This is a genomic window from Mesorhizobium sp. B1-1-6 (assembly GCF_006443035.1).
Lineage (GTDB): Bacteria > Pseudomonadota > Alphaproteobacteria > Rhizobiales > Rhizobiaceae > Mesorhizobium.
This window is the reverse complement of sequence record NZ_VFWR01000011.1, coordinates 194,150-220,122: the sequence shown is the minus strand read 5'-3', so window position 1 is coordinate 220,122 and position 25,973 is coordinate 194,150. Positions and strand designations below refer to the sequence as shown.

Annotated in this window: 23 protein-coding genes; 13 read left to right on the top strand and 10 right to left on the bottom strand. The window is 63.7% G+C overall.

The features are described from left to right. Positions 1 to 2: 2 nt before the first annotated feature. The 3 genes from FJ979_RS22570 to FJ979_RS22560 all read right to left on the bottom strand — a co-directional run bounded on the left by FJ979_RS22570 (position 3) and on the right by FJ979_RS22560 (position 4,841). Positions 3 to 635: a LysE family translocator gene (locus tag FJ979_RS22570; RefSeq protein WP_140583801.1), complete on the bottom strand. Its 633-nt coding sequence runs from the start codon at positions 633 to 635 to the stop codon at positions 3 to 5. 114 nt (positions 636 to 749) lie between these two features. Further along, positions 750 to 2,726, bottom strand: a complete 1,977-nt coding sequence (locus FJ979_RS22565) for a TadE/TadG family type IV pilus assembly protein (protein ID WP_181181812.1) — start codon at positions 2,724 to 2,726, stop codon at positions 750 to 752. A 195-nt stretch (positions 2,727 to 2,921) separates the two neighbouring features. Next, positions 2,922 to 4,841 (bottom strand): pilus assembly protein, encoded by a 1,920-nt coding sequence (locus FJ979_RS22560; RefSeq protein ID WP_140583800.1) that lies wholly within the window; start codon positions 4,839 to 4,841, stop codon positions 2,922 to 2,924. Positions 4,842 to 5,090: 249 nt separating this feature from the next. Here FJ979_RS22560 and FJ979_RS22555 point away from each other — a divergent pair, with 249 nt between their 5' ends. Together FJ979_RS22555 and FJ979_RS22550 are read left to right on the top strand one after the other, a co-directional pair. Continuing rightward, a complete protein-coding gene (locus FJ979_RS22555) occupies positions 5,091 to 5,951 on the top strand; it encodes a TIGR01459 family HAD-type hydrolase (protein ID WP_140583829.1) in 861 nt (286 codons plus the stop codon). Positions 5,952 to 5,957: 6 nt separating this feature from the next. Next, positions 5,958 to 6,938 carry a bifunctional riboflavin kinase/FAD synthetase gene (locus FJ979_RS22550; RefSeq protein ID WP_140583827.1) on the top strand — a complete coding sequence of 327 codons (981 nt, stop codon included), beginning with the start codon at positions 5,958 to 5,960 and terminating at the stop codon, positions 6,936 to 6,938. Positions 6,939 to 6,981: 43 nt separating this feature from the next. Here the strand turns inward: FJ979_RS22550 and FJ979_RS22545 are convergent, their stop codons facing one another. After that, positions 6,982 to 7,536: an HdeD family acid-resistance protein gene (locus FJ979_RS22545; RefSeq protein WP_140494237.1), complete on the bottom strand. Its 555-nt coding sequence runs from the start codon at positions 7,534 to 7,536 to the stop codon at positions 6,982 to 6,984. A 227-nt stretch (positions 7,537 to 7,763) separates the two neighbouring features. On the opposite strand from FJ979_RS22545, the gene FJ979_RS22540 reads away from it, so the two are divergent. Continuing rightward, positions 7,764 to 8,534 carry a MipA/OmpV family protein gene (locus FJ979_RS22540; RefSeq protein ID WP_224519163.1) on the top strand — a complete coding sequence of 257 codons (771 nt, stop codon included), beginning with the start codon at positions 7,764 to 7,766 and terminating at the stop codon, positions 8,532 to 8,534. 12 nt (positions 8,535 to 8,546) lie between these two features. On the opposite strand, the gene FJ979_RS22535 is transcribed toward FJ979_RS22540, so the two are convergent. Both FJ979_RS22535 and FJ979_RS22530 read right to left on the bottom strand, forming a co-directional pair. Further along, the gene (locus FJ979_RS22535) at positions 8,547 to 8,981 is read right to left on the bottom strand and encodes an RES family NAD+ phosphorylase (protein ID WP_140583798.1); all 435 of its coding nucleotides are present in this window, start codon (positions 8,979 to 8,981) and stop codon (positions 8,547 to 8,549) included. 2 nt (positions 8,982 to 8,983) lie between these two features. Beyond that, on the bottom strand, positions 8,984 to 9,427 hold the full coding sequence (locus tag FJ979_RS22530; protein ID WP_140494231.1) for an antitoxin Xre/MbcA/ParS toxin-binding domain-containing protein: 444 nt from the start codon (positions 9,425 to 9,427) through the stop codon (positions 8,984 to 8,986). A 296-nt stretch (positions 9,428 to 9,723) separates the two neighbouring features. Between FJ979_RS22530 and ileS the strand changes: the two genes are divergently transcribed. Both ileS and FJ979_RS22520 read left to right on the top strand, forming a co-directional pair. Beyond that, positions 9,724 to 12,687 carry an isoleucine--tRNA ligase gene (ileS, locus tag FJ979_RS22525; protein WP_140583797.1) on the top strand — a complete coding sequence of 988 codons (2,964 nt, stop codon included), beginning with the start codon at positions 9,724 to 9,726 and terminating at the stop codon, positions 12,685 to 12,687. Between the two features lie 202 nt (positions 12,688 to 12,889). Then, complete coding sequence (locus FJ979_RS22520; protein ID WP_140494227.1) at positions 12,890 to 13,567, top strand: hypothetical protein; 678 nt, start codon at positions 12,890 to 12,892, stop codon at positions 13,565 to 13,567. Between the two features lie 43 nt (positions 13,568 to 13,610). Here FJ979_RS22520 and FJ979_RS22515 read toward each other — a convergent pair whose 3' ends face one another. Next, the gene (locus tag FJ979_RS22515; protein WP_140495017.1) at positions 13,611 to 14,060 is read right to left on the bottom strand and encodes a nucleoside deaminase; all 450 of its coding nucleotides are present in this window, start codon (positions 14,058 to 14,060) and stop codon (positions 13,611 to 13,613) included. 182 nt (positions 14,061 to 14,242) lie between these two features. Between FJ979_RS22515 and FJ979_RS22510 the strand changes: the two genes are divergently transcribed. The 5 genes from FJ979_RS22510 (at position 14,243) to FJ979_RS22490 (ending at position 20,611) form a co-directional block, all read left to right on the top strand. Continuing rightward, positions 14,243 to 16,291: a pseudouridine synthase gene (locus tag FJ979_RS22510; RefSeq protein WP_140583795.1), complete on the top strand. Its 2,049-nt coding sequence runs from the start codon at positions 14,243 to 14,245 to the stop codon at positions 16,289 to 16,291. After that, positions 16,288 to 16,842 (top strand): 16S rRNA (guanine(966)-N(2))-methyltransferase RsmD, encoded by a 555-nt coding sequence (gene rsmD / locus FJ979_RS22505; RefSeq protein ID WP_140583794.1) that lies wholly within the window; start codon positions 16,288 to 16,290, stop codon positions 16,840 to 16,842. Before FJ979_RS22510 ends, rsmD begins: the two co-directional genes overlap by 4 nt. Before the next feature lie 141 nt (positions 16,843 to 16,983). After that, complete coding sequence (locus FJ979_RS22500) at positions 16,984 to 18,366, top strand: pitrilysin family protein (RefSeq protein WP_140583792.1); 1,383 nt, start codon at positions 16,984 to 16,986, stop codon at positions 18,364 to 18,366. A gap of 2 nt (positions 18,367 to 18,368) precedes the next feature. Beyond that, a complete protein-coding gene (locus FJ979_RS22495; protein WP_181168491.1) occupies positions 18,369 to 19,745 on the top strand; it encodes a pitrilysin family protein in 1,377 nt (458 codons plus the stop codon). After that, on the top strand, positions 19,742 to 20,611 hold the full coding sequence (locus FJ979_RS22490) for a patatin-like phospholipase family protein (RefSeq protein WP_140521662.1): 870 nt from the start codon (positions 19,742 to 19,744) through the stop codon (positions 20,609 to 20,611). Before FJ979_RS22495 ends, FJ979_RS22490 begins: the two co-directional genes overlap by 4 nt. Positions 20,612 to 20,708: 97 nt before the next feature. Here FJ979_RS22490 and FJ979_RS22485 read toward each other — a convergent pair whose 3' ends face one another. Continuing rightward, on the bottom strand, positions 20,709 to 21,251 hold the full coding sequence (locus tag FJ979_RS22485) for a dihydrofolate reductase family protein (RefSeq protein ID WP_140583789.1): 543 nt from the start codon (positions 21,249 to 21,251) through the stop codon (positions 20,709 to 20,711). 190 nt (positions 21,252 to 21,441) lie between these two features. After that, positions 21,442 to 22,011 (bottom strand): elongation factor P, encoded by a 570-nt coding sequence (gene efp, locus FJ979_RS22480; RefSeq protein ID WP_140494213.1) that lies wholly within the window; start codon positions 22,009 to 22,011, stop codon positions 21,442 to 21,444. Positions 22,012 to 22,134: 123 nt separating this feature from the next. On the opposite strand from efp, the gene epmA reads away from it, so the two are divergent. Next, positions 22,135 to 23,181, top strand: coding sequence for an EF-P lysine aminoacylase EpmA (epmA, locus tag FJ979_RS22475; RefSeq protein WP_140583787.1), 1,047 nt, complete (start codon positions 22,135 to 22,137; stop codon positions 23,179 to 23,181). 26 nt (positions 23,182 to 23,207) lie between these two features. On the opposite strand, the gene FJ979_RS22470 is transcribed toward epmA, so the two are convergent. Next, positions 23,208 to 23,624, bottom strand: a complete 417-nt coding sequence (locus FJ979_RS22470) for a VOC family protein (RefSeq protein WP_140521668.1) — start codon at positions 23,622 to 23,624, stop codon at positions 23,208 to 23,210. Positions 23,625 to 23,781: 157 nt separating this feature from the next. On the opposite strand from FJ979_RS22470, the gene FJ979_RS22465 reads away from it, so the two are divergent. Both FJ979_RS22465 and FJ979_RS22460 read left to right on the top strand, forming a co-directional pair. After that, the gene (locus FJ979_RS22465; RefSeq protein WP_140494207.1) at positions 23,782 to 25,125 is read left to right on the top strand and encodes a TldD/PmbA family protein; all 1,344 of its coding nucleotides are present in this window, start codon (positions 23,782 to 23,784) and stop codon (positions 25,123 to 25,125) included. Then, positions 25,112 to 25,915, top strand: a complete 804-nt coding sequence (locus FJ979_RS22460; protein WP_140583786.1) for a 3'(2'),5'-bisphosphate nucleotidase CysQ — start codon at positions 25,112 to 25,114, stop codon at positions 25,913 to 25,915. Before FJ979_RS22465 ends, FJ979_RS22460 begins: the two co-directional genes overlap by 14 nt. Positions 25,916 to 25,973 lie beyond the last annotated feature (58 nt).

Sequence of the window (25,973 nt, the reverse complement as noted above, 5' to 3'; positions counted from 1 at the left end):
GCTCAGCGCTGTGCGTCGGTCGCCATCTTCAGCGCCAGCGCCGTCAGCACCCCTCCCATCATCCAGCGCTGGATGACCAGCCACAAAGGCCGCCCGGCGAGAAACGCGGCGATCGAGCCGGCCATCACCGCGATGATGGCATTCACGGTCAGGCTGATCGAAATCTGCGTCGCGCCGAGCACAAGAAGCTGAGACAGGACATGGCCTTTGCCAATGCTGATGAATTGCGGCAGCAGCGACAAATAGAGCACCGCCACCTTCGGATTGAGCAGATTGGTCATCAGGCCCATGGCGAACAGCTTGCGCGGCCCGTCTTTCGGCAGGTCGCGCACCTGGAATGGCGAGCGTCCGCCCGGCTTCACGGCCTGCCAGGCCAGCCACAGGAGATAGAGCACGCCGGCAAAGCGCAGCGCGTCATAGGCGAAGGGTACGGCCAGCAGCAGCGCCGTGATTCCGAATGCCGCCGACAGCACATAGAAGAGAAAACCGACGGCGACCCCGCCAAGCGAGATCAACCCGGCCTTCGGCCCTTGCGACAGGGAGCGCGAGATCAGGTAGATCATGTTTGGACCCGGCGTCAGCACCATGCCCAGGCAGACCAGCGCGAAGGCGAGGTGGTTGGCGGTATCGGGCATTGTTCGTCCCCAGGCGTGCCGCGATGGATGCGATCCAGCGTGCAGCCATTATGTGCCCGTTGCGGCAGGCGCCCACAAGGGCTTGGCGGCGTCGGGCGTTGCGCCAGAGTTCGGTTAACCGACCACGCGCAGGTTCGACAATTCGTTGCCGATTTCCTTGAAATCGTTGGACAGGCTGGCGCCCGTCGCATTCCAGAACAGCTTGGCGGGTTTGCTCGGGTCCGCCGGGTCCTTGCGGAAGCGCGAGACCGACGAGCATGATTTCAGCGCATCGATGGCGTTCTTGTCGGTGGTCTTGGTCGTGGACAGGTCGAGAGCCACTGTCATCACCATGATGTTGGCCGCCTTGGCGTTGTTGCAAAGCGTCGTCATCTGCTCGTTGAGCGCGCTGGTGTAATTGCCGTTCGAATAGTCGAACTGGCCGATGGCGCTCGATGTGCCCATGAACAGGCGCCCGACCGAGGTGCCGGCATAGCCGGGCTTGAGATAGCCGTAGGACGCGTAGGTCGACTTCGAATCGGCGGGGTCGGAATAGCTGAGCGAAGACGGCGTGTAATAGGTGTTGGCGCCGTCGGTCAGCACGATCACCACCTTGTCGTTGCCTTTTTCTGTTTCCGGGCGCCCCTGCGTGAACGGCTCGCCGCTCGAGACCACCCGCCAGCCCCAGCCCATGCCCTCGGGAACATTGGTGCCGCCATCCGGCTGCATCAGGTCGATCGCGGCTTTGATCGTGGCGAGCCCATCGGCGACGCTGACGTCGGTCAGCGGCGTGATCGGGTTGGTGGTGCAACTGTAGTTCGGGCCGTTGCCTGCGGGCAATACCGGCGCATCGATCGGCCGCGGCTGGAAATATTTGGTCATGTTGCGCAGCCGGGCTTGGCCGCTGCTGCTCGAAGGATCGTCGTTCCACCAGCTGTTGATGGCGCCGTAGGTCTTTGGTGCGGCTTCGTTGGGATCCTGGGTGATCTTCCAGTGATTGCCGGGTTCATCCGGGGCGAACATCGGCACGAACATCGTCGCCGGATCGCCCACGCCTATCCCGGTGTTGGCCGAGCCGCCGGACGGCGGGGCGTCGTTGACATTGTAGGGGTAGGGCCGGGCTTCGACACAGCCTTGCCAGCTGGCGAACGGACCGTAGGAATCGACATAGTCGTATGCGTCGTAACTGCGCTTGCAGGTATTGTTCCAGTTGTATTCAGCACAAACAACGTGCTTGCTGTTTTTAACACGCTCATGGCTGGTGACGACCTTCATGTCGCGGTAGAGCGAAAACCGGGTCAGCATCTGGCCTTCCTCGTCGCCCCAGCCGGTGCCGCGTTTGTACCAGATGACGTTGGTCTGCTGGGCGTATTTGTTGGCGGCGTTCAGCGTCGACCAGTCGAAATTCTCGTTCGACACCGGTGACAGGCCCTCGGTGTCCATCCAGGACGCATTGCCATTGCCAGGACCGACATTGACCGAGGCGGCAAAGGGTACGAGGCCGAACTGCACCGGCTTGTCGACCTGCTTGATCATCGCGGCCTGTTGGGCAAGCGTGTCGACCAACTGCTTCGCCGCGGTCTTGAGGAGATCGATGCGCTTCTGCCCCGAGCCGGTTCCGGGCGTGACCATCGATCCGGAATTGTCGAGCACCAGCGCTACTTCGAGCGTGTTCTTCAGCCGCACCTCCGAGCACGCGGTGAAGCCGATATTGGTGGCGCCGGTGCCGCCGAGCAGTATCTTCGCCGTCGGCAGGAAGTAAGGATTATAGGTCAAGGTGCCGCAAAGCTTCATTGTTCCGCCGCCAGCGGCGTTGCTGGGCAAAGTGAGGTTGAGCGTCGTGTTGGCGGGATCGACATCGTTCAGATTGGCATTGAAGAAGTCGAGCGCATAGGCCCTCAGCTGGTCGTCGGTGGCGCCTTCCGTCACGCGGCGCGCCGTGGCGAAGTTGGCGGCGTCGAGCGCGTTCAACACCGTCTGCTTTTCGCGGTTCATTTCCGTGAAGTCGACCGCGAGCGCCAGCCCGCCCATCAGCGGGACCATCGCGAAGGCCGTCACGAGAGCATAGTTGCCGCGCCTGTCGCGGCGGAATTGATGCCAGATTTCACGCATGTCTTGCAGCGGCCCCCGCCGGCGGATTCTCGTTCGATGCCAGCTTTCCACAAAACGCTGAAGGACGGGTTTGGGAAACCGCTCGATTGCTTGGTTCGCGCTTCACCAAGCACTAACCAATCTGGAGCGGCCCCCCGGTGCCTCCAAAAAACGACACCCCGCCGGATGCAGGGCGTCGACGTGGAATTCGTCGGATCAGCTGACGATGCGCAGGTTGGACAGCTCGTTGCCGATCGCCTTGAAATCGTCGGACAGCGTTGCGCCCGTCGAATTCCAGAACAGCTTCATCGGCTTGCTCGGATCGGTCTTGTCCTTGCTGAAGCGGGAATCCGAAGAACAGGCCTTCAGCGCATCCATCTGCGTTTTCTCCGCTGTCTTGGTGGCGTCCAGATCAAGCGCGATGGTCATGACCATGACCCCGGCGGCCTTGGCGTTGTTACACAGGGCGGTGAAATGCTCGTTCATCGCTTTGGTGTAGTTGGCGTTGGAATAATCGTCCTTCGCGACATTGGCGCTGGTCCCCAAGAACATGCGGCCATAGCTGTAGCCGTTGCTGTAGGGGACGACGTAACCGAGAGCCGAATAGATCGCCTTGCTGCCAGCCAGGTCGTTACCGCCAGAACTCCAATTGGTTCCAGAGTAGGTCTGCGCCGTCACCGAGGTCGGCGTGTAGTAGGTGTTGGCGCCGTCGGTCAGCACGATCAGTACTTTGTCGTTGCCTCTTTCCGTTTCGGGCCGGCCCTCGGTGAAGGGTGCCGTGCTGGAAAGGGTCCGCCAGCCCCAGGCCATGCCTTCCGGCACGTTGGTGGCGCCGTCGTCGGCCATGGCATCGATGGCGTTTTTGATCAAAGTTGCGCCGGCTGTCGTGGAAACATCGGTCAGTGGCGTAATTGCCGTCGTGCTGCAGCTTGTGTTCGGCCCCGCGTCCATGCCGTAGGCCGGCGTGACCTTGTTCACCCAGTCGAAATATTTTGGCATGTAGCGCTGGCGTGCGGCATCGGACGCGGTTGAACTCACTGGGGCGTCGACATCCCAATTGTTATTGGCTGGCCTTGAAGAGCTATCGACGCGGTCGGTTTCGTCGGGCGCGAACATCGGCACGAAAAGCGTTGCAGGCAGTGTTGTCGATGCAGCTGTGTCCTGGATATTGTATGGATATGGACGCGACTCGACGCAGCCACCCCAACTCGCGACCGGCGCATAGGTGAAGGTCGCGTTCGATGCACAAGTACCGTCCCAATTCTTGAGACTGCACGCTGAAATGCGTTTCATCTGTTTGTAGATCGAGAACCGGGTCAGCGGCTGGTCTTTCTGGCTCGCGTCCCAGCCGGTGCCTTTCGCGTACCAGATGCCGGCAATCTTCTGCGCGTATTTGGTGGACGAAAAGGACGAACTCATGGTCGTCCAGTCGAAATTCTCATGATGGATAGGCGATATGCCGGTCGTGTCCATCCACGCCGCCGAAGCGTTGCCCGCACCGACATTCACCGAGGCGGCAAAGGGAACGAGGCTGAACTGGACCGGCTTGGTGACCTGTCTCATCTGCTGGGCCTGGCCGGCCAACTGGTCGACCAACTGCTTGGCGGCGCTCTTGAGAAGGTCGAACCGCACCTTGTTCGAGCCTTTGCCGAGCTCCTTCATCGAACCGGAATTATCAAGCACCAGCGACACTTCCAGCGTGTTCTTCAGGCGCACTTCGGAGCAGGTGCTGAAGCCGATATCGGTGCTGCCGGCGCTGCCGCCCAGCAGTAGTTTAGCCGTCGGCTCGAAATAGGGTTTGTAGACCAAGGTCGCGCAGAGCTTCAGCGTCCCGCCGCCTGTGTTGTTGTTGGGCAGCGTCACGGCCAGCGTGGTGTTGGCCGGATCGATATGCGCGAGATTGGCTTCGAAGAAATTCTTGGCATAGGCCACGGCGTCGGCGTCGCTGGCGCCGGCAACGATCTGCTGGGCCGTGGCGAAGCCGGCCGCGTCCAAGGCGTTCAAGGCGTTTTGCCTTTGGCCCACCATTTCCGTATAGTCGACGGCGATCGCCACGGCGCCCATCAGCGGCACCATGGCGAGCACGGTCATCAGCGCATAATTGCCACGCCGGTCGCGTCCGAATCTTCGGATCATTGTCACAGCTGCCCCGCCAAATCGATAGTCAGTGGGGACGGTGTCATAAATCGTTAAATTTCAGGTTTCTGGAATATATCCAAGGTCAGGCTGCATTTTCAAAGCTCGTTAACCAACCAGTGAACGGTGGCGGATGCCGGTACAGGCGGGCGAAAGCTGGTGACAGGCTGGGCCGGTTCGGATAATTCCAACCGGCTGCGGCGAACCGTCGGCTGCGGCACCGCAACGATCATGACTGAAGGATACGGCATGGCGGCCTCGCCTGACATCATCGGTTCGCTCGAAGACGTGTCGAAGAACTATTCGGCCATTCTCTGCGATGTCTGGGGCGTGGTGCACAATGGCGAAAGGCATTTTCCCGCGGCTGCGTCGGCGCTGACGGCAGCCCGTACGGCCGGCATTCCCGTCGTCCTGATCACCAATTCGCCGCGCCGCAGCGCCGACGTCGTGGCCCAGATGAACGTCATCGGCGTTCCCCCATCGGCCTACGACCGCGTGGTCACCTCGGGCGACGTGACCCGCGACCTGATCGTGGAAGGCCCGCGAAAGATCTTCCATGTCGGCGCCGAGCGAGACTTGACCCTCTATGACGGGCTCGACGTCGATCTCGTCGAGGAGTTCGAGGCATCCGGCGTCGTCTGCACCGGCCTGTTCGATGACGAAGTGGAGAAGCCCGAAGATTATGCGGAGCTGCTGCGGCGGTTGCGCGCCAGGAACCTGCCTTTCATCTGCGCCAACCCGGATATCATGGTCGAGCGCGGCGAACGCATCATCTGGTGCGCCGGCGCCCTGGCACGCGACTACGCGCAGCTCGGCGGTCGCACGCTGATAGCCGGAAAGCCTTATGCGCCCGTCTATGATGTGGCGATGAGGGAGGTGGCGGAGATCCTTGGCCGGCCGGTCGAGCGCCGCCAGGTGCTGGCCATCGGCGACGGCATGCTGACCGATATCAAGGGCGCCGCCGACAACGGTTTCGACGTTCTCTATGTCTCAGGCGGCATTCATGCCCGCGACTATGGCGATGCATCGCAACCGGATCCCGCAAGGCTCGCCGCGTTTCTTGACAGGCACGGCTATCATCCAGTGGCCGTCATTCCCAGGCTGCGGTAGATGGCGATGGACGCTTTCCAGCACCTTTCGGCAACCGCTCCGCTGCCCGCCGATTTGCGCGGCGGCGTTGTCGCGATCGGCAATTTCGACGGTGTCCATCGCGGTCATCAGGCGGTGCTCGAACGGGCATTGGCGGAGGCGCGGCGGCGTGGCGTGCCGGCGCTGGTGCTGACTTTCGAACCGCACCCGCGAAAGATATTCAGGCCCGAGATACCGCTGTTCGTGCTGACGCCGCCGCCGATGAAGGCGCGGCTCCTGTCGCTGCTGGGCTTTGCCGCGCTCGTCGAACAGCCTTTCACGCGCGACTTCGCCTCGCTATCGGCGGAAGCCTTCGTGACCGACGTGCTTGAGAGAACGCTTGGCATCACCCATGCCGTGACCGGCTTCGATTTCCATTTCGGCAAGGACCGCCAGGGCGGGCCGGCCTATCTGATGGCGGCTGGCGAGCGCCATGGCTTCGGCGTCACGCTGGTCGATGCATTTCGGGACGAAAGCGCCGAGGTGGTTTCATCGAGCCGCATCCGCGCCTTGCTTTGCGAAGGCGCGGCGGCCGAGGCCGCCGGCCTGCTCGGCTATCGCTTCACGGTGGAGAGCGAAGTCGTGGGCGGCCAGAAACTGGGGCGAACGCTCGGCTTTCCGACCGCCAACATGAGGCTTCCCGCCGAGGCCACCCTCAGGGAAGGCATCTATGCCGTTCGCTTTCGCCGCGCCGACGGAAGGCTGCATGATGGCGTTGCCAGCTTTGGCCGCCGTCCGACCGTCGACGATGATGGCGCGCCGCTTCTGGAAACCTTCGTCTTCGATTTTTCCGGTGACCTCTATGGCGAGATCTGCCAGGTGTCGTTCTTCGGTTACCTGCGCAGCGAGGTGAAGTTCGACGGGCTTGATGCGCTGGTCGCGCAGATGAAGCGCGACGAGGCTGAGGCGAGAGCACTGCTGGCCGGCGTCAAGCCACTTTCGCAACTCGACGCGGCCATGGCTTTTTGAAGCATGGTCCGGTTTTCGGGTTAGATCATGCTCGAATCAGACGTTACTTTTTCAGCGCCAGACCGACGGCGATGAAGGTCCAGCCCTGGAAGATCAGGTCGATTGCCAGGAACAGGCCGAGCACCCATACGCTGTTGACCGGCCAGCCCATGGCTATGATCAATCCTGCGATCGCGCTGATGGCGCCGGCCGCGACGATCCAGCCCCAGCCGCGCTCAGGCCGGTGGCTGTAGCCGACCCAAGCGCGCAGCACGCCGGAAGCGACGAGCGCGACGGCCAGCAGGAAGGTCAGCACCGCCGAGGCCAGCAGCGGGTTGTCGAAGGCGAAAAAGCCCGCGACCGCGTAGAGCAATCCGCTGAGCAGCCAGTAGAAGAAGCGGCCCCACGTCTTGACCCCGAAGGCATGCATGATCTCGATGATGCCGGCCACCAGCATCAGCCACCCCACGACATAGACGGAAGCCACCGTGGCAATGAAGAGGTTGCCGAACGCAATGCCGCCGAGGATCAGCAGCAACACGCCCAGGCCAACAAACCACCCCCACTTTGCTCGCGTCTGTCCGATCGCGTTCTTCAGTGCATCGCCGTGCAAGGTCATGTCGCCACCTCCATCGAGGACCGCCAGCAGGGAATGAAGTTACCCTTGGTGCCGACCCGCGTCCAGCCGACGGCGGCCGGATGGTGAGCAATGCGAGCCGGACGTCTCGACCTTAAATCAAATTTTACCAAAGCCTCTTCAAAGCTGTGACCGAAAGACAGTCGTATCGTGTTAATGGGGTAGTCATGAGTCCGGTCGGGAAAATTTCTGCAGCCTTGGCTACCGTCATGCTGGCTACCTCGGGTGCGGCCGATGCCGGCGAGGGCGCCTTCGGCTGGCTGTCCGGCGATTGGTATCTGACGGTCGGCGCCACCGGCATGGTGGCGCCTAATTTCGAGGGCGGCAAGAAGTACCTGCTCAGCGCCTCGCCGATCATCTCCTTGGGCAAGGCTGGCCCGGCGGCCCGCTTCACCTCACGCAACGACAACATTTCGCTGGCGCTGGTCGATGACGGCGGCGTTCGCGCCGGCCTGACCGGCAAGTTCCTGTTCTCGCGCGACGATGGCGATGCCGACGAGTTGAAGGGCCTCGATCCGGTCCGCTGGGGCGGCGAGGTGGGCGGCTTCTTCGAATTCTATCCGACGGACTGGATACGTGCGCGTGCCGAGCTGCGGCACGGCATCCGCGCCCATAACGGCTTCGTCGCCGACATCGCCGCCGACGCCTTCTACGATGTGACGCCAACCGTCAGGATCTCTGGCGGGCCGCGCGTCTCGTTCGCCTCCGCCAAATATTTCGACGCCTATTACGGCGTCGACGCGCAGGAAGCCGTGGCCTCGGGGTTGAACCAGTATAATCCCGGCGGCGGCCTGAAATCGGTCGGCCTTGGCGGTGCGGTGACGTGGAAGGTGACCGACCCGATGACCGCCAGCCTGTTCGGGGAATATTCACGCCTCGAAGGCCCGGCCGCCGATTCCAGCCTGGTCAAGGAGCGCGGCGACCGCAACCAGTTCATGATCGGCGTATCGACGACCTATCGCTTCGATTTCAAGATGTAGCCGGTATCGGCCTTATTCCAGCAATCGCGTATCGATCTGATGACTTGTGGTGCCGACGATGGCGATGCCTTCGCGTTCCAGCAAGGCGGGATTGAGAATATAGTTTCTGACGAAGGGAACGATCACGCAAGGAACTTCCATGACTGGATGGCTGGCGGCACTGACAAAATCGCTGCCAATCTCGCGTGTCTTGGCCGGATTGTCTTTCCAGCCCTCGGGCAAATCGGGGACGGCAATGGAGACGCCGTCAGGCACTTCGATTTCCAGGAGCTGGAACGTGGGCGGCAAATCTTCCACGTCGACATGAACGAGAATTTCAAGAAGCGCCGTGGCGGGATGATCCGCGCAGTACACAATGGCGGTGCCCTTGATGTTCCAACGGCCGGAGCTAAGCATGCCGCCCCGGCCGGACAGGTCGGCGAAGTTGGAGATACGCCATAGACGCATCGTCAGGCGAAAATGCCATAATCGATGCGATGCAGTTCCTCTTCCACCAGGGAAGCACCGGTTTCCGACTGCAGGAGCGTGATAGGCGCTTCGTTGAGCACCCGGCTGCGTTTGCGCAACCAACGTTGCGCTTTTTCGTGGTCTCCGAAAACACGATCCGCCATTGTGGAAATGCGCTCGATGCGCATGACGCGATCGGACTCGGCAATACTCAGTTTCTCATTGCGTTCTTTCCTGCGCGCCAAAGTGCGCCGCGATCCTACGATCTTGTAGATTTCGTCATTGCTGAACCCACGGTGGCGGAGTTCTTCCACCTTGGTGAAGCTGACCAGGAATTGCCCCGTTGCGGCATCCCGGACCAAGCCATCCTGCGCACGCTCGACCTTCTCCTTACGGGCGGCCCGTCTGGCAGCCGGCACGTGGACCTTGCGATGCGGATTGGACATGACGCGCCTCCGGTGCCATTTGCCCAAACATATATGCGCAATTGGCACAAGCGGCAAGGCGAGTGCCTTGGAGTTCGGGCTTTCCAAGCTGGCCCACCTCGTTTAAAAGCGCGGCCATGACAGTGGTCTCGCGTTCCGTCGCGATTACGATACGAATTACCAGCCCGGTGTTCCGGACGGCCTGAGAGCTGTCGGAGCCGCCGGGAATCTTGCGCGCGACCCCTCGCGCTTTTTCCAGATCATGATAGTTCAGGCCCGAGCTCCCTTGCCGCCGGGCAATCCACAATGGCAGACCAATGACCGATACAGCTGAAACGATCGACTATTCCAAGACGCTTTACCTGCCGCAGACGGATTTCCCGATGCGTGCCGGTTTGCCCGAGAAGGAGCCGGTGCTGGTCAAGCGCTGGCAGGAGATGGATCTCTACCGCAAGCTGCGCGAGGCCTCCGCCGGTCGCCCGAAATACGTGCTGCATGACGGCCCGCCTTATGCCAACGGCAACATCCATATCGGCCATGCGCTGAACAAGATCCTCAAGGACGTCATCAACCGCTCCTTCCAGATGCGCGGCCGCGACGCCAACTACGTGCCCGGCTGGGACTGCCACGGCCTGCCGATCGAATGGAAGATCGAGGAGCAGTACCGCGCCAAGGGCAAGAACAAGGATGAGGTGCCGGTCAACGAGTTCCGCAAGGAATGCCGGGATTTCGCCGCTCACTGGATCGGCGTTCAGGGGGCGGAATTCCAGCGCCTTGGCGTCATCGGCGACTTCAAGAACCCGTATACGACCATGGCCTTCCACGCCGAGGCGCGTATCGCCGGCGAACTGTTGAAATTCGCCATGTCGGGCCAGCTCTATCGCGGCTCCAAGCCGGTGATGTGGAGTGTCGTCGAGCGCACCGCGCTCGCCGAGGCCGAGATCGAATACCAGGACTACGAGTCGGATACGATCTGGGCGAAGTTCCCGGTCGCCAGTCTGGTGCGCCCCGTGGCTGACGGAGAGGCCGCACTGACCGAGGGCGCTCTCGATCTGCTGCAGGCCCATGTCATCATCTGGACGACGACGCCTTGGACGATCCCCGGCAACCGTGCCGTCAACTATTCGCCGCGCATCGACTACGGTCTCTACGAGGTTACGGCAGCCGAGAACGCCTTCGGCCCGCAGCCGGGCGAAAAGCTGATCTTTGCCGATACGCTGGCCGAAGAGGCTTCGGTCAAGGCCAAAGTCACCTTGAATCGTCTTCGCAGCGTGTCGGCGCAAGAGCTTGGAAGTCTTACGCTTTCGCATCCCTTCAAGGGTCTTGGCGGCGGTTACGAGTTTCCGGTGCCCATGCTTGCCGGCGACCATGTCACCGATGATGCGGGCACCGGGTTCGTTCACACGGCGCCGGGCCATGGTCGCGAGGATTTCGACGCCTGGATGGAGGCGGCCCCGGACCTGCGCGCGCGCGGCGTCGACACCGCGATCCCGTTCACCGTCGACGATGCCGGCTTTTTCACCAAGGACGCGCCGGGCTTCGGTCCGGATCGTGAGGGTGGCGCGGCGCGCGTCCTTGACGACAACGGCAAGAAGGGCAATGCCAACCAAGCGGTCATCGATGAGCTGATCAAGCGCAACGCGTTGTTCGCGCGCGGTCGGCTGAAACACTCCTATCCGCATTCCTGGCGGTCGAAGAAACCGGTCATCTTCCGCAACACGCCGCAATGGTTCGTTTACATGGACAAGGACCTCGGCGACGGCACGACGCTGCGCAGCCGTGCGCTGAAGGCGATCGACGACACCCGTTTCGTGCCGGGGGCGGGGCAGAACCGCATTCGCGCCATGATCGAGGAACGGCCCGACTGGGTGCTGTCGCGCCAGCGCGCCTGGGGCGTGCCGATCGCGGTCTTCGCCGACGCCGACGGCAATGTGCTCCAGGACGAGGCGGTCAACCAGCGCATCATGGACGCTTTCGAGAAAGAAGGCGCCGATGCCTGGTTCGCCGCCGGTGCCAAGGACCGTTTCCTCGGCAATCACGATGCCTCCAGATGGAAGCAGGTGACGGACATCCTCGACGTCTGGTTCGATTCAGGCTCGACCCACGTTTTCACGCTGGAGGATCGTCCCGATCTCAAATGGCCGGCCGACGTTTATCTCGAAGGCTCCGACCAGCATCGCGGCTGGTTCCACTCCTCACTGCTCGAAAGCTGCGGCACCAGGGGCAGGGCGCCTTACGACACCGTCGTCACCCATGGTTTCACCATGGACGAGGACGGCCGCAAGATGTCGAAGTCACTCGGCAACACCGTCGTCCCGCAGGACGTGATCAAGCAGTCCGGCGCGGACATCCTGCGCCTGTGGGTGGTGACGACCGACTATTGGGAAGACCAGCGCCTCGGCAAGAACGTGCTGCAAACCAACATCGACGCCTACCGCAAGCTGCGCAACACCATCCGCTGGATGCTGGGCACGCTCGCCCACGACGATGGCGAGGAGGTGCCGCTGGAAGGGATGCCGGAGCTGGAACGGCTGATGCTGCATCGCCTCGCCGAACTCGATGAGGTGGTGCGCCAGGGCTACGATGCCTTCGAGTTCAAGCGCATCACCCGTGCGCTCCTCGATTTCATGGTGGTCGAGTTGTCGGCCTTCTATTTCGATATTCGCAAGGACGCGCTCTACTGCGATGCGCCGTCGAGCGCGAAGCGCAAGGCCTCGGTGCAGGTGGTGCGCCACCTTTTCGACTGCCTGGTAAGATGGCTGGCGCCGATGCTGCCCTTCACCATGGAAGAGGCCTGGCTCGACCGCCATCCCGATGCCGTCTCGGTGCATCTCGATCAGTTCCCGGCGATCCCGGAAAACTGGAAGAACGAGGCGCTGGCGGAGAAATGGCGTAAGGTGCGGCAGGTGCGCCGCGTCGTCACCGGTGCGCTGGAAATCGCGCGTGCCCAGAAGGTGATCGGCTCGTCGCTGGAAGCGGTTCCCGTCGTTACCATCGACGATGCGGCGCTCGAAGCCGCGATATCGGATGTCGACATGGCCGAAATGGCGATCACCAGCGATCTCGTCATCGCCCATGGCGAGGCGCAACAAGGCGCCTTCACGCTCGAAGACGTGAAGGGCATCGCCGTGGTGATCGAAAAAGCCGAGGACCGCGGCCTGGTCAAATGCGCGCGGTCGTGGCGTTACACCGCCGATGTCGGGCAGGATCCTGCCTTTCCCGATGTCTCGGCGCGCGACGCCGCCGTGCTGCATGAGCTTAAGGCGCTCGGCCGGCTTTGAAGGCCAGGCATATCGGTGCACAAATGCCACGCCGGTCGGTGCAAATCCGTCCGCGCGTTGCCCTTAACGAGTGGTTGAGGTAAACACGCGAAACTCCGGAAGACAAATTGTCGCCGGATTTTCGTCGCAAGTGCTTGGACACGGGGACCGGACCTTGGGGCCGGCGGCGATCGAGAGGCTGTCTAGAGTGGGACTTTTTGGCATGACCGAGAGATTTAATGCGCGCCTCGCGCTGTTGGCGCCGCTTGTCGCATCGGGGCTCGCTCTGTCCGGATGTGTCGGTTCTCCGACCTACGGCACCGACAAGACCGCCGGCGAACAATTGGCCGGCGATCTCACGGGCGCTTTTTCGTTCGCGCCGAAGCGCAAGGAACACATCGATTACAAGCCGCGTCCGACCCTGGTGAAGCCGGCGCCTGGTCAGAAGGAAGCGCTGCCGGCGCCACAGGATAGCATCGAGACCGCAAGCGCCGAATGGCCAGAATCGCCCGAGCAGCGCCGTGCCCGCCTGCGCGCCGACGCCACCGCACACCAGGATGATCCGTCCTACCAGTCGCAGATCGTCGACGACGTGCAGACGGATCCCGCCTCGGTGAAGAAGGCGATGGAGGAATCCGGATCGAGTCACCCGCCGCGTTGGACGCCTGCCGATTCCGACAAGGGCCGCGCCGCCGATATCCAGCGCCGCCTTGCCGAAAGCAAGCAGGGCGATCCGAATACCCGCAAATATCTGAGCGAGCCGCCCCTTGCCTATCGCGTCGCATCCGGCACGGCGCCGCAAAACGAACTCGGCGAAGACGAGTACAAAAAGGAACGCCGCCTGAAGAGAGAGGCGGAAGGCAAGAAGGGCGGCTGGTTCGACTGGCTGCCGTCCCTGTAAAAAGCGGGGCGCATTTGCTTTGCTGACGGGTATCGCACCCCGTTCAGTCGCGGCGTTCCCGAAAGAAATCCTTCAGCAGCAGGGCCGATTCGGCCTCCGCGATGCCCGCATAGATGTCAGGCGTGTGATGGCAGGTCGGCGAAGCGAAGAAGCGCACGCCGTTGACCACCGCGCCGCCCTTTTCGTCCGCGGCGCCAAAGTAGAGCCGGCGCAACCTGGCGAAGGAGATGGCGCCGGCGCACATGGCGCAAGGCTCCAGCGTCACATAGAGATCGTGTCCGGAGAGCCGCTCGCTCGACAGCCTTCGGCAGGCTTCGCGGATGGCCAGCATCTCGGCATGGGCCGTCGGATCGGCAAGCTCCCGGGTGCGGTTGCCGGCACTGGCAATGACCGTGCCGGCGCTGGCGATGACGGCGCCGACCGGCACTTCGCCGCGCGAGGCTGCCGCTTGCGCCTCCTCCAGCGCCAGCGCCATGAAATCGGGCCGCTTCACGCGGGTTTCCATTCCGATTATCTCCTCGCCACTCGACGGTGATCCTGTTATTGAGCGCATAACCTCGAAAATCGGGTACGGTTTTCGGAAATGATCATGCGCCAAATCAAAAATGCTACAGCGTTCGTTGCGCGCCCGAAAGGATGCGCCACGCTGTAGCAGCGCAAACGGACAAAGGCCACATGGACGACAACGACAAGAAATCTCCGCGCCAGAAGGGTCCGGGCAAAAGCGGTCCGAAACCGGCGGGCGCGCGTGGGCGCGATGCCGGCAAAGGCGGCAAGCCGGCCTTCGGCGCCAAGAAACCGTTTGCCAAGCGTGGCGACGGCGGCAAGCCCTTCGAAAAACGCGAAGGGCCGCGCAAGCCCTACGCGCCGCGCGGCGAGCGGCCGATGGCCGCCGATGGCGAACGGCCCCAGAAGCGCGAGTACAAACCGCGCGAGGGCGGGCGCTCGGAGCGGCCGTTCAACAAGGGTCCGCGTCCGCAAGGCAAACCTTATGAGAAGCGCGAAGGGCCGCGCAAGCCCTACGCGCCGCGTGGCGACCGTCCAATGACCGCCGATGGCGAACGGCCCCAGAAGCGTGAGTATAAGCCGCGCGAAGGCGGCGAAGGCGGGCGCTCGGAGCGGCCCTTCAACAAGGGTCCGCGTCCGCAAGGCAAGCCTTATGAAAACCGCGAAGGCCCGCGCAAGCCGTATGCACCGCGCGGCGAGCGGCCAATGGCGGCTGAAGGTGCGACGGGTGAAAGACGCTTCGATCGTCCTAAGCGTGATTTTGCCGATCGGCCCAAGCCCGACTTCTCTGACCGTCCGAAGCGCGATTTCGCAGACCGTCCGAAGCGCGATTTCGCTGCCGACCGGCCGCAAGGCGGTTTCAAGTCCCGTCCGCGTCCTGCGGAGGCGCCCGAGGAAGCCGGCGAGCGGATCGCCAAGCGGCTGGCTCGCGCCGGGCTTGCCTCGCGCCGTGACGCCGAGGAGTTGATCGCGGCCGGCCGCGTCAAGGTCAACGGCCGGGTTCTGTCTTCGCCGGCTTTCAATGTGATGCCGGGCGACATCATCCATCTCGACGGCATGGAGATCCCGCCGATCGAGCGCACTCGGCTGTTCCTGTTCCACAAGCCTGCCGGTGTCGTGACCACCAACCGCGACCCCGAGGGCCGCAAGACCGTCTTCGACGTGCTGCCGGCTGAATTGCCCCGGCTGATGACCATCGGCCGCCTCGACATCAACACCGAAGGCCTGCTGCTGCTGACCAATGATGGCGGCCTGTCTCGCGTGCTCGAACTGCCGGCCACCGGCTGGCTGCGCCGTTACCGGGTGCGCGTCCATGGCAAGGTCGAGGAAAGTGCGCTTGCGGGTTTGCGCGAAGGCATTGCCGTGGACGGCGTCTTCTATGGCGCCATCGAGGCGAGCCTCGATCGCGAGCAAGGCTCGAACGCCTGGCTGACGATCGGCTTGCGCGAGGGCAAAAACCGCGAGGTCAAGAACATTCTCGGCGCGCTCGGCCTCGACGTGACGCGGCTGATCCGCATCTCCTACGGCCCGTTCCAGCTCGACGAACTCCCCGAAGGCCATGTGCTGGAGATCAAGGGCAAGGTGTTGCGCGATCAGCTCGGCGAACGCCTGATAGAGGAATCCGGCGCCAATTTCGATGCGGAGATAACAAAGCCGTTTTCCAACCTGCCGGTGCGGCGGGTCGAGCCGCGCCGCGAGGAGGCCGAGCGGCCGAGATTTTCGCGCGAGGGTGACCACCGGCCGATCGGCGAGGGCGGCCTGATCAAGAACCGCAAGCGCCGCGAAGGCAGCCGTGATGAAGCCCTGGGCAAACTGTCGACCAGCCCCGACAGAGGCGCGAGGCCGGAAAAAAGCTTTGGCGACCGCGGCCCGAGACCCGAACGCGGTAGCTTCGGCGACAAGCCGCGCGGTGGTTTTGGCGGCAAGCCAGGCGGCAAGAAATCCGAGCGCGAGCAGCGGCCGATCGAGCCGCCCGGCCAGCGCAAGGCCAATGTCTGGATGGCGCCGGGCGCGCGCCCGATCGGCAAGGGCAGGGCGGAAGCGGACGCTGCCAAAGCCGCTGAGGCCAAGGCCCGCAAGGCGTCTTTCAAGCCGGCCTATAGCAAGCCCGGCGGCAAGCCGGGCGGCCCAAAGCCGTTCGGCAAGCCGCGTGGCGAACGTCCGGGTGGCGGCGGCGAGCGGCCGCGCGGCGGTTTCAAGGGTCCAAGGGCGAAATGAGGATCGTCGGCGGCGAGTTTCGCGGGCGCCCGCTGGCGACGCCCCGCGGCAGCGCCATCCGCCCCACCACAGACCGCACCCGCGAGGCTGTTTTCAATGTGCTGGCGCATCGCTTTGCCGATCGGTTGCAGCGCGCGCGCGTGCTCGACCTGTTCGCAGGCACGGGCGCTCTCGGGCTCGAGGCGCTGTCGCGCGGCGCGTCCTATGGCGTCTTCATCGAGGAGTCGGCCGAAGGCCGCGGCCTGATCCGCGACAATGTCGAGGCCTTCGGCCTGACCGGCCGCACCAAGATATTTCGGCGCGACGCAACGGCTCTGGGCGAGGCCGGCACGCTGGCGCCGTTCGACCTCGTTTTCGCCGATCCACCCTACGGCAAGGGTCTTGGCGAGCGTGCGCTGAAGTCGGCCAAGCAAGGCGGCTGGCTGCGTCCCGGCGCGCTGTGCGTGGTCGAGGAGGCAGCGGCGGCGCCTTTCGAGCCGGGACCGGGATTTTCAGTTGTCGACGAGCGCCACTATGGCGAGACGCTGATCCGGCTTGTCGAGGCCGCCTGAGTTAAGCTTCATTTGCAGGCGAAGATGGAATGCGACCCTCTCTGCCCAGGGGAGCAGGTCGTGCCATGCCGGTGATCAACAATTCACTTTCACAACATCGGCTCGCCGCCTATCGTCCGTCATGAGAAACCGGAGCCATTGATGACATTTCAGGCTGAATGGCTGCGCAAGACGCTCTTGGCCACATCGCTGGCTTTGGTCATTGCCGGACTGGTCCCGGCGGCCTTCGCCGCCGACAAGCGGCCGGCCGAGTTCAAGGTAACGGATTTCCTGCTCGACAATGGCATGGAAGTGGTCGTCATTCCCGACCATCGCTCACCGATCGTCACCCATATGGTGTGGTATAAGGTGGGCAGCGCCGACGAGCCGCCAGGCAAATCCGGCATCGCCCATTTCTTCGAGCATCTGATGTTCAAGGCGACGGCCAATCACGCCGCCGGCGAGTTCGACCGCGCCGTCTCCGACATAGGCGGCTCCAACAATGCCTTCACCTCCTACGACTACACCGCCTTCCACGAGACGGTGGCGCCGTCGGCGCTCGAGCTGATGATGAGCTTCGAGGCCGACCGTATGCGCAACCTCATCCTCACCGACGATGTCATCAAGACCGAGCGCGACGTCATCCTGGAGGAGCGCCGTTCGCGCATCGACAACAGTCCCGAGGCGGTGCTCGAAGAGGAACTCGACGCCACGCTGTGGCAGAACCAGCCCTACCGAATTCCGGTCATTGGCTGGATGCAGGAGATGGAGCAGTTGAACCGCACCGATGCCATCGCCTTCTACAACAAATACTACCAGCCCAACAACGCGGTGCTGATCGTGGCCGGTGACGTCGAGCCCGACACGGTCAAGGCTCTGGCCGAGAAAACCTACGGCAAGATCGCGCGCGGGCCCGACCTGCCGCCGCGCGTCCGCCCGGTCGAGCCGGAGCAGAACACCAGGCGCACGGTGACGCTGTCCGACGCCCGCGTCAGCGTGCCGAATTTCTCCACCCAATGGGTGGTGCCGTCCTACCACACGGCCAAGCCCGGCGAAGCCGAGGCGCTCGACCTGCTGGCGGAAATACTGGGCGGCGGCAACCGCAGCCGGCTGTATCAGGCGCTGGTGGTCAGGCAAGGCATCGCTTCCAACGCCGGGGCCTATTTCCAGGGCACCATGCTGGACGACACCAACTTCACCGTCTATGGCACGCCGCGCGGCGACGCCAGGCTCGTCGATGTCGAGGCGGCCGTCGACGCGGAGGTCGTGCGCATCGCCAGGGAAGGCGTCACCGTCAAGGAGCTGGACAAGGCTAAGGACCGCTATGTCCGCTCGATGGTTTTCGCCCGCGACAAACAGGATTCGATGGCCAATATCTATGGCGCCGAGCTTGCCACCGGCGGCAATGTGCAGGACATCGAGCAATGGCCGGAGCGCATCCGCAACATCACTCCCGGCGAGATCAAGGCCGTCGCCGCGCGCTATCTGGTGCTGGCCCGGTCGACGACCGGCTATCTCTTGCCGCAGCAACAGGCGGGGAATTGATGATGAAGAGCGAGCAACACGGCTCTTTCCCGTCTCCCAAACGGGGAGAAGGGAGGGCACGCGCAGCGCTTGTCACTTTGCTCCTTTCCATCTTCTTCCTGGTCCTGCCGGCGCTTGCCGCCCGCGCCATGGACATCCAGCAGGTCACCTCGCCCAAGGGCGTCACCGCCTGGCTGGTCGAAGACTATTCGGTGCCGATGGTGGCCATCCGTTTCGTCTTTGGGGGCGGCTCGACGCAGGATCCGCCGGGCAAGGAAGGGCTGGCCAATCTGATGACCGGTCTGTTCGACGAAGGCGCAGGCCCTCTGGACAGCGACGCCTTCCAGGTGAAGCTCGACGACGCCGGCGCCGAGATGAGCTTCGAGGAGACCCGCGACGGCATCTACGGTTCCATGCGCATGTTGGCCGAGCAGCGCGACGAGGCGTTCGACCTGCTGCGGCTGGCGGTCAACGAGCCGCGTTTCGACCAGGCGCCGATCGATCGCATCGGCGCCCAGATCCTGTCCGGCATCATCGCCGGAGAGAACGACCCCGATACGATCGCGCAGGACAGGTGGGCGCGCGCGCTCTATGGCGATCATCCTTATTCGCGCTCCGACCAGGGCACCAGGCAGAGCATCGCCGCCATCACGCGGGACGATCTGAAGGCGCTGCACAAGGCGGTCTTCGCGCGGAGCGGACTGCATGTCGCGGTGGTCGGCGCCATCGACCCGGAAACGCTGAAGAAGAAACTGGACATGGTATTCGGCAACCTGCCGCAGAACCAGGCGCTCGCGCCGGTTGCCGACGTCGAGCCGAATCTGGCGCGGCATATCGAGGTCGACTACGACCTGCCGCAGACCTCGCTGCAGCTTGCCTGGCCCGGCGTGAAGCGCAAGGCGGCAGATTTCTTCCCCGCGGTTCTGATGAACGAGATTCTCGGCGGCGGCACCTTCACCTCGCGCCTGTTCCAAGAGGTGCGCGAGAAGCGCGGGCTGGCCTACAGCGTCAATTCCTCGCTCATCAACCAGGACCATGCCGACGCTCTGATCGTCACCACCGGCACACGATCGGACCGGGCCGCCGAAACCCTTGGCATCGTGCGGGACGTGGTCAAGCGGCTTGCCGAGGACGGCCCGACCGACGCGGAACTGGCGGCGACCAAGAAATACATGATCGGCGCCTACGCCATCAACAACCTGGACTCCTCCAGCGCCATCGCCGCGACCCTGGTCGAGCTGCAGCTCGACGACCTCGGCGTCGATTACATTCAGCGCCGCACCGGCCTCATCAACGCGGTGACACTCGACCAGGTCAAGGCCGCGGCGAAGAAGCTTTTGTCGGCCGAGCCGACCATCATGGTCGTCGGACCGCCCTTGGCCGGAGCCAACAAGGGATGAACCTCACCTTCGGCATCGCCTTTGGCGGCGGCGGCGCGCGCGGTCTGGCGCACATCCATGTCATCGAGGCGCTGGACGAACTGGGCATCAGGCCGGTCGCAATCGCCGGCTCGTCGATCGGCGCCATCATGGGCGCCGGCATGGCCTCCGGCATGACCGGCAAGGACATCCATGATTATGCCCGCTCGATCCTCGGCCGTCGCGCCGAGGTGGCGAGCCGCATGTGGCGGGCGCGGCCCGGCACCATCGCCGAGGCCATGCAGGCCGGCATCCGCGTCAGCCAGTTCAATGTCGAACGCATCCTCAAGGCATTCCTGCCCGAAGCCATTCCCGAAACCTTCGCCGAGCTGAAAATCCCGCTGAAGGTGACGGCGACGGACTATTTCGGCCACAAGCTGGCCGTGTTCGCCGAAGGCGACCTGCATTCGGCGCTCGCGGCTTCAGCGGCCATTCCTGCCGTGTTCCGCCCGGTGATGCGCGACGGCCGGCTGCTGATCGATGGCGGCATCTACAACCCCGTGCCCTTCGACCTTATCGAGGATGATGCCGACATCATCATCGGCGTCGACGTGGTCGGCGCGCCGGAAGAGGCCGACCACAGGCGGCCGACCTCTGTCGACCTGATGTTCGGCGCCACGCAATTGATGATGCAGTCGATCATCGCCAACAAGCTGAAGCAGTGCCAGCCCGACATCCTGATCCGCCCGGCGGTGTCCAAATACCGCGTGCTCGACTTCCTCAAGATCGAGGTCCTGATGACCGAGACGGCGGATATCAAGGACCAGCTGAAGCGCGAGGTGGAGAGGGTTGTGGAGGCTAGGGAAAGTGCTGCTGTCGAGCAAAGACGGGGAAAGCAGACCGGGTGACGCGAGGTCCACACGTTGCCTCACGTCACCGCTATAGCTTTGATCCCGAAAGCCAGGCGCCCTCCAGTCCTCTCTGGAAGAAGGGCACTCTAACCGATTACGATTTCGCCAGCACCGGCGCATACTCCAGCGCCACCACCCCATTACTGAATGGCTTGGCGGAAATCAACTCAAACGACACCGGATCGCCGGCCGGAAACAGCTTTTTGCCTTGGCCAACGGTGCCGGGGTAGCTCAGCAGCCTGACGCGGTCGACCAGACCATGGCGCAACAGTTCCTGCGCGACGCTGAGGCTGCCATGCACATAGATGTTGCCGCCGCTGCCTAGCTTCAATGTCCTGACCGCCTTCGGCAGCGGCCCACTGAGCAGCTCGGCCGGTTTCCAGTCGAGCACCTTCAAACTGCTGGACGCGACATATTTCGGCAGCGCGTTGAACCGGTCGGCGAAGTCTCCGGTTTCGCTCGGCCACGAGCCGGCGAAAATCTCGTAGGTCGTGCGCCCCAAAAGCATGGCGCCGCTGTCAGCCAGCTCGTCCTCCTTGAACCTGTTCATCTCGTCGTTCCAGGTCACGCCGGGCAGTTTCTCGACCTCGGCGATACCATCGACGCTGATGAATTCGGTGACGATAAGCTTTCTCATTGGCGTTCTCCTTTCCACAAGGACGAACGATGATGGCTTTGTGCGACACGCTTCTGGAAATAACGCTGCGCTTGTTGTTTGCCCGGGCAGCGCCGGCCTCGGCAGGCGCCAATTGGCGATGCCGCCGATCATCGTCAGCGGCTAAAAATAGGGTCCGGCTGAGAAGCTGGCGACGCCTGGCGCCGTGCTCTCAGTCCTTCGCGCGCTCCACATAGGACCCATCGGCCGTCATCACCACCACGCGGGTGCCTGGCGCGATATGCGGCGGCACGGCGGTGCGCACGCCGTTGGAGAGTAGGGCGGGCTTGTAGGAAGAGGACGCCGTCTGGCCCTTGGTCGTCGGCTCGGTCTCGACCACTTCGAAGGTGGCCCGCTGCGGCAGCACCAGGGAGATAGCGATGCCGTTGAACTGCGAGACCTGAACCGGCATGCCTTCCTGCAAATAGGGGGCGGCATCGCCGACGACGGCTTCCGACACCGCCACCTGGTCGTAGGTCTCGGGGTTCATGAAGTGATAGCCTTCGCCGTCGGCGTAGAGGAAGGTGTGCTCGCGCTCCTCGACATAGGCACGCTCCACCTGTTCGGTGGTGCGGTAGCGCTCCGAAACCTTCACCCCGTCGCCAATGCGGCGCATGTCGAGCTGCGTCACGGGCGTGCCCTTGCCTGGGTGGATGTTTTCGGCAAAGAGGATCACATAAAGCTTGCCGTCCTTGTCGACGACATTGCCTTTGCGGAGCGAACTGGCGATGACTTTCACCACGGTTTTTTATCCTGCGAGAGTTGACGGGCGTTTGCCGGCTTGCGCGGCGCTGGATGGGGGCCTAGCGCATCTCGGCGCGAACCGCCAGCCCCCAACGCGAACCAGCGCGCCTTCAAACCGCCCATGACCGCCGCTTCGCCCTGGTGGACGCCGCATGTGCATGCCGATCGCCGTTCGCGCCTGATGCTGCGCAACGGCCTTGCCGCCGCCTTGCGCGACTGGTTCGCCCGTCGCGATTTCATCGAGGTGCAGGCATCGGCCCTGCAGATATCGCCCGGCAACGAGGCGCATCTGGCGGCCTTCGCAACCGAGGCGGTCGCGCCGGACGGGCATCGCAAGCCGCTCTATCTGCACACGTCGCCGGAATTCGCCTGCAAGAAGCTGCTCGCTGCCGGCGAGACCAGGATCTTCAGCTTCGGCCCGGTCTATCGCAACCGCGAGCGTGGCCCTTTGCACCATCCCGAATTCACCATGCTCGAATGGTACAGGGTCGGCGAAACCTATGAGAGCCTGATGCGGGATTGCGCGGATCTGCTGGCGCTGGCCGCGACAAGGGCAGGGGCCACGCGCTTCAGCTTTCGCGGCCGCGACTGCGATCCTTTCGCGGAGCCGGAGCGGCTGACGGTGGCGGACGCCTTCGCGCGCCATGCCGGGATCGATCTGCTTGCGACGGTCAGCGCCGACGGCATCACCGACCGCGATTCGCTCCATCAGGCCCTGACCGGTGCCGGCCTGCGTACCGCGCCCGACGACGGCTGGGCCGACCTGTTCAGCCGGGTGATGGTGGAGAAGATCGAGCCCAATCTCGGTATCGGCCGCGCGACCATCCTTTGCGAGTACCCGGTCGCCGAGGCGGCTCTGGCGCGACCGAGCCCACGCGACCCCCGCGTCGCCGAGCGCTTCGAGCTCTATTGCTGCGGCGTCGAACTTGCCAACGGCTTCGGCGAGTTGACGGACGCCGAGGAGCAGCGCCGGCGCTTCATCATGGAAATGGACGAGAAAGAGCGCGTCTATGGCGAGCGCTATCCGCTGGACGAGGATTTTCTCGCGGCACTCGCGGTCATGCCACAGGCCAGCGGCATCGCGCTCGGCTTCGACAGGCTGGCGATGCTGGCCACGGGCGCGCAAAAAATCGAGGATGTGATCTGGACGCCTGTTGCCGGGTCCTGAGTCCGCGCGCCACGGCTTGCACCATGTCAATGCGCGAAAATCTGCTCCAGCGAACGAAAGCCCTTGAATTCCAGCGCGTTGCCCGAGGGATCGCGGATGAACAGCGTCGCCTGTTCGCCGGGCTCTCCCTTGAAGCGGATCATCGGCCGCTCCAGCCAGTCTATGTCGGCGCGTGCTTCCAGCCGCGTGGCAAGCCGCTGCCAGTCATCCATCAAAAGCACGGCGCCGAAATGCGGGATCGGCACCGCCATGCCGTCGACCTTGCCGTCGCTGGCGGCCGGCGCGGCCCGTGGCCGCAGATGCGCCGACATCTGGTGGCCGAACAGGTCGAAATCGACCCAGGTCTCCGAAGAGCGGCCGATGGCGCAACCCAGCACCTCGCCATAGAAAGCGCGTGTTTCATCGAGATCACGGACCGGGAAGGCAAGATGGAAAGGCGTCATTGGAAATGCTCCGTGCTGGCGATGCGGTGCCGCGCTTCGCGATGGGCGGCTGAACCGATGCATTTTGATTGAAGCTTGTGCCATTGCACAAGCCGGACCGGAACAATAGATGGGGGACGGCGGCTCTCGGGCCAGCCGCAACAGCAGGATCACGCGCATGAGCGATATATCGGACGCATCAAGATTGACCGACCGCGTCGCGGCCCTGGTCGAGGCTGCCAAAAAAGCTGGCGCCGATGCCGCGGATGCCGTCGCGGTGCGTGGCCGCTCGACCGGTGTGTCGGTGCGGCTGGGCAAGGTCGAAAACACCGAGGCGTCGGAAGGCGACGACGTTTCGCTGCGTGTCTTTGTCGGCCAGCGGGTGGCAAGTGTTTCCGCGACTGCCGCGTCCGATCCGAAGGCGCTTGCCGAACGTGCCGTCGCCATGGCCAGGGTCTCTCCCGAAGATCCCAACCAGGGCCTCGCGGATCCGGCGCTGCTGGCCAGGCAGACGCGCGATCTCGACCTGTTCGATGCAACAGAAGTATCGGCCGACCAGTTGAAGGAAGCGGCACTGGCCGCGGAAGCGGCGGCTCTGGCCGTCAAAGGCGTGACCAATTCGGCGGGCAGCAATGCCAGCGCCGGGCTCGGAGGGCTGGTATTGGCCACCTCGCACGGCTTCCTCGGCCATTATGTCGCCTCGCGCTTCTCGCGCTCCACGAGCGTCATCGCCGGCGAGGGTACCGGCATGGAGCGCGATTATGAATTCTCCTCGCGCCAGCATTTTGCCGACCTGGATGCGCCGGAAGACATAGGCCGCAAGGCCGGGGAACGCGCCGTGCGCCGGCTCGGCGCGCGCAAGGCCGCGACCGGACCGGTCGACGTGGTGTTCGATCCGCGCGTGGCGCGCGGCATTGCCGGCCATCTCGCGGGCGCCATCAACGGCGCTGCCGTCGCGCGCAAGACGTCGTTCCTGCGCGACATGATGGGCAAAAAGGTGGCTGCATCGGCCATTACCGTCACCGACGAGCCGCTGAGGCGGCGCGGCCAGGCCTCGCGTCCGTTCGACGGCGAAGGCGTTGAAGGCGACAAGCTTTTGATGATCGAGAACGGTGTGCTCAACCACTGGTTCCTGTCGACCTCGGCGGCGCGGGAACTGGGTCTCGTTACCAATGGACGCGGTTCGCGCAGCGGCTCGTCCGTCTCGCCGTCTTCGACCAATCTTGCCATCGAGCCGGGCGAGCGCTCGCCGGAAGAACTGATCGCCTCGCTCAAGACGGGCTTCTACGTCACCGAGGTGTTCGGGCAAGGTGTCGACATGGTGACCGGCGAATACAGCCGCGGCGCATCCGGGTTCTGGATCGACAACGGCCAGCTTGCCTATCCCGTCGCCGAAGTCACGATCGCCTCCAATTTGAAGACGATGTTCCTAAACATGGTGCCGGCAAGCGATCTCGATCGCAATTTCGGCACCGCCGCCCCCACGTTGCTGATCGAAGGCATGACCCTTGCCGGAGCATGATCTGACCACGACTGGCGCCACGGAGGATCTGCCGCTGCTGCGCGACGCTGCCCGCGAGGCCGGCGTCATCGCCATGCGTTACTTCGGGAACAGCCCGCAGGTCTGGATGAAGGGCGGGACCTCGCCGGTCAGTGAGGCCGATCACGCCGCCGATGCGTATTTGCGCCAGACCCTGCTTGCGGCGCGGCCGGATTATGGCTGGCTGTCCGAGGAGACGGTCGACGATCCAGTGCGGCTTTCGGCGCGCCGAACCTTTGTCGTCGATCCGATCGACGGCACCCGCGGCTTCCTGGAAGGCCAGCGCACCTGGTGTGTCAGCGTCGCCGTCGTGGAGCATGGCCGTTCGCTTGCCGGCGTGCTCGAGTGTCCGGCGCTTAACGAGACTTACTGGGCGCTGCCTGGCCAGGGCGCCTTCCGCAACGGTAGCCGCATCGCGGTGCGCCAGCCCGGCGACAAGGCCGAAATTTCCGGATTGAAGCAGTTGCTCGACAGGATACCGGCCGGCTGGCAGGAACGGCTGAAGCGGGCGCCCTACAGCCCTTCGCTTGCCTATCGCCTGGCAATGATCGCCAACGGCACGCTCGATGCCACTTTCGTAAAGCCGAACGCGCACGACTGGGATATCGCCGCCGCCGACCTTATCCTGCGCGAGGCGGGCGGCCAGTTGCTCGACCCGCATGGCCGCGCGCCGCTCTATGCCGGCGAGGTGACCCGCCACGGCGCGCTCGCCGCCGGCAGCGGTGAACTGCTGGCGGTGCTCGTGGGCGTCATTGCCGGACTGGATGATTGAAAGCATTATCGAAGGTTCCAAAGTCGGCGGCTTTGGTCTAGACCTGTCACAAACTCAC

Excerpts from the sequence above, each read along its gene's own strand:
- FJ979_RS22570 (WP_140583801.1), bottom strand. The coding sequence starts at position 635 with ATGCCCGATACCGCCAACCACCTCGCCTTCGCGCTGGTCTGCCTGGGC.
- FJ979_RS22565 (WP_181181812.1), bottom strand. The coding sequence starts at position 2,726 with ATGCGTGAAATCTGGCATCAATTCCGCCGCGACAGGCGCGGCAACTAT.
- FJ979_RS22560 (WP_140583800.1), bottom strand. The coding sequence starts at position 4,841 with ATGATCCGAAGATTCGGACGCGACCGGCGTGGCAATTATGCGCTGATG.
- FJ979_RS22555 (WP_140583829.1), top strand. The coding sequence starts at position 5,091 with ATGGCGGCCTCGCCTGACATCATCGGTTCGCTCGAAGACGTGTCGAAG.
- FJ979_RS22550 (WP_140583827.1), top strand. The coding sequence starts at position 5,958 with ATGGACGCTTTCCAGCACCTTTCGGCAACCGCTCCGCTGCCCGCCGAT.
- FJ979_RS22545 (WP_140494237.1), bottom strand. The coding sequence starts at position 7,536 with ATGACCTTGCACGGCGATGCACTGAAGAACGCGATCGGACAGACGCGA.
- FJ979_RS22540 (WP_224519163.1), top strand. The coding sequence starts at position 7,764 with ATGCTGGCTACCTCGGGTGCGGCCGATGCCGGCGAGGGCGCCTTCGGC.
- FJ979_RS22535 (WP_140583798.1), bottom strand. The coding sequence starts at position 8,981 with ATGCGTCTATGGCGTATCTCCAACTTCGCCGACCTGTCCGGCCGGGGC.
- FJ979_RS22530 (WP_140494231.1), bottom strand. The coding sequence starts at position 9,427 with ATGTCCAATCCGCATCGCAAGGTCCACGTGCCGGCTGCCAGACGGGCC.
- ileS (WP_140583797.1), top strand. The coding sequence starts at position 9,724 with ATGACCGATACAGCTGAAACGATCGACTATTCCAAGACGCTTTACCTG.
- FJ979_RS22520 (WP_140494227.1), top strand. The coding sequence starts at position 12,890 with ATGACCGAGAGATTTAATGCGCGCCTCGCGCTGTTGGCGCCGCTTGTC.
- FJ979_RS22510 (WP_140583795.1), top strand. The coding sequence starts at position 14,243 with ATGGACGACAACGACAAGAAATCTCCGCGCCAGAAGGGTCCGGGCAAA.
- rsmD (WP_140583794.1), top strand. The coding sequence starts at position 16,288 with ATGAGGATCGTCGGCGGCGAGTTTCGCGGGCGCCCGCTGGCGACGCCC.
- FJ979_RS22500 (WP_140583792.1), top strand. The coding sequence starts at position 16,984 with ATGACATTTCAGGCTGAATGGCTGCGCAAGACGCTCTTGGCCACATCG.
- FJ979_RS22495 (WP_181168491.1), top strand. The coding sequence starts at position 18,369 with ATGAAGAGCGAGCAACACGGCTCTTTCCCGTCTCCCAAACGGGGAGAA.
- FJ979_RS22490 (WP_140521662.1), top strand. The coding sequence starts at position 19,742 with ATGAACCTCACCTTCGGCATCGCCTTTGGCGGCGGCGGCGCGCGCGGT.
- FJ979_RS22485 (WP_140583789.1), bottom strand. The coding sequence starts at position 21,251 with ATGAGAAAGCTTATCGTCACCGAATTCATCAGCGTCGATGGTATCGCC.
- epmA (WP_140583787.1), top strand. The coding sequence starts at position 22,135 with ATGACCGCCGCTTCGCCCTGGTGGACGCCGCATGTGCATGCCGATCGC.
- FJ979_RS22470 (WP_140521668.1), bottom strand. The coding sequence starts at position 23,624 with ATGACGCCTTTCCATCTTGCCTTCCCGGTCCGTGATCTCGATGAAACA.
- FJ979_RS22465 (WP_140494207.1), top strand. The coding sequence starts at position 23,782 with ATGAGCGATATATCGGACGCATCAAGATTGACCGACCGCGTCGCGGCC.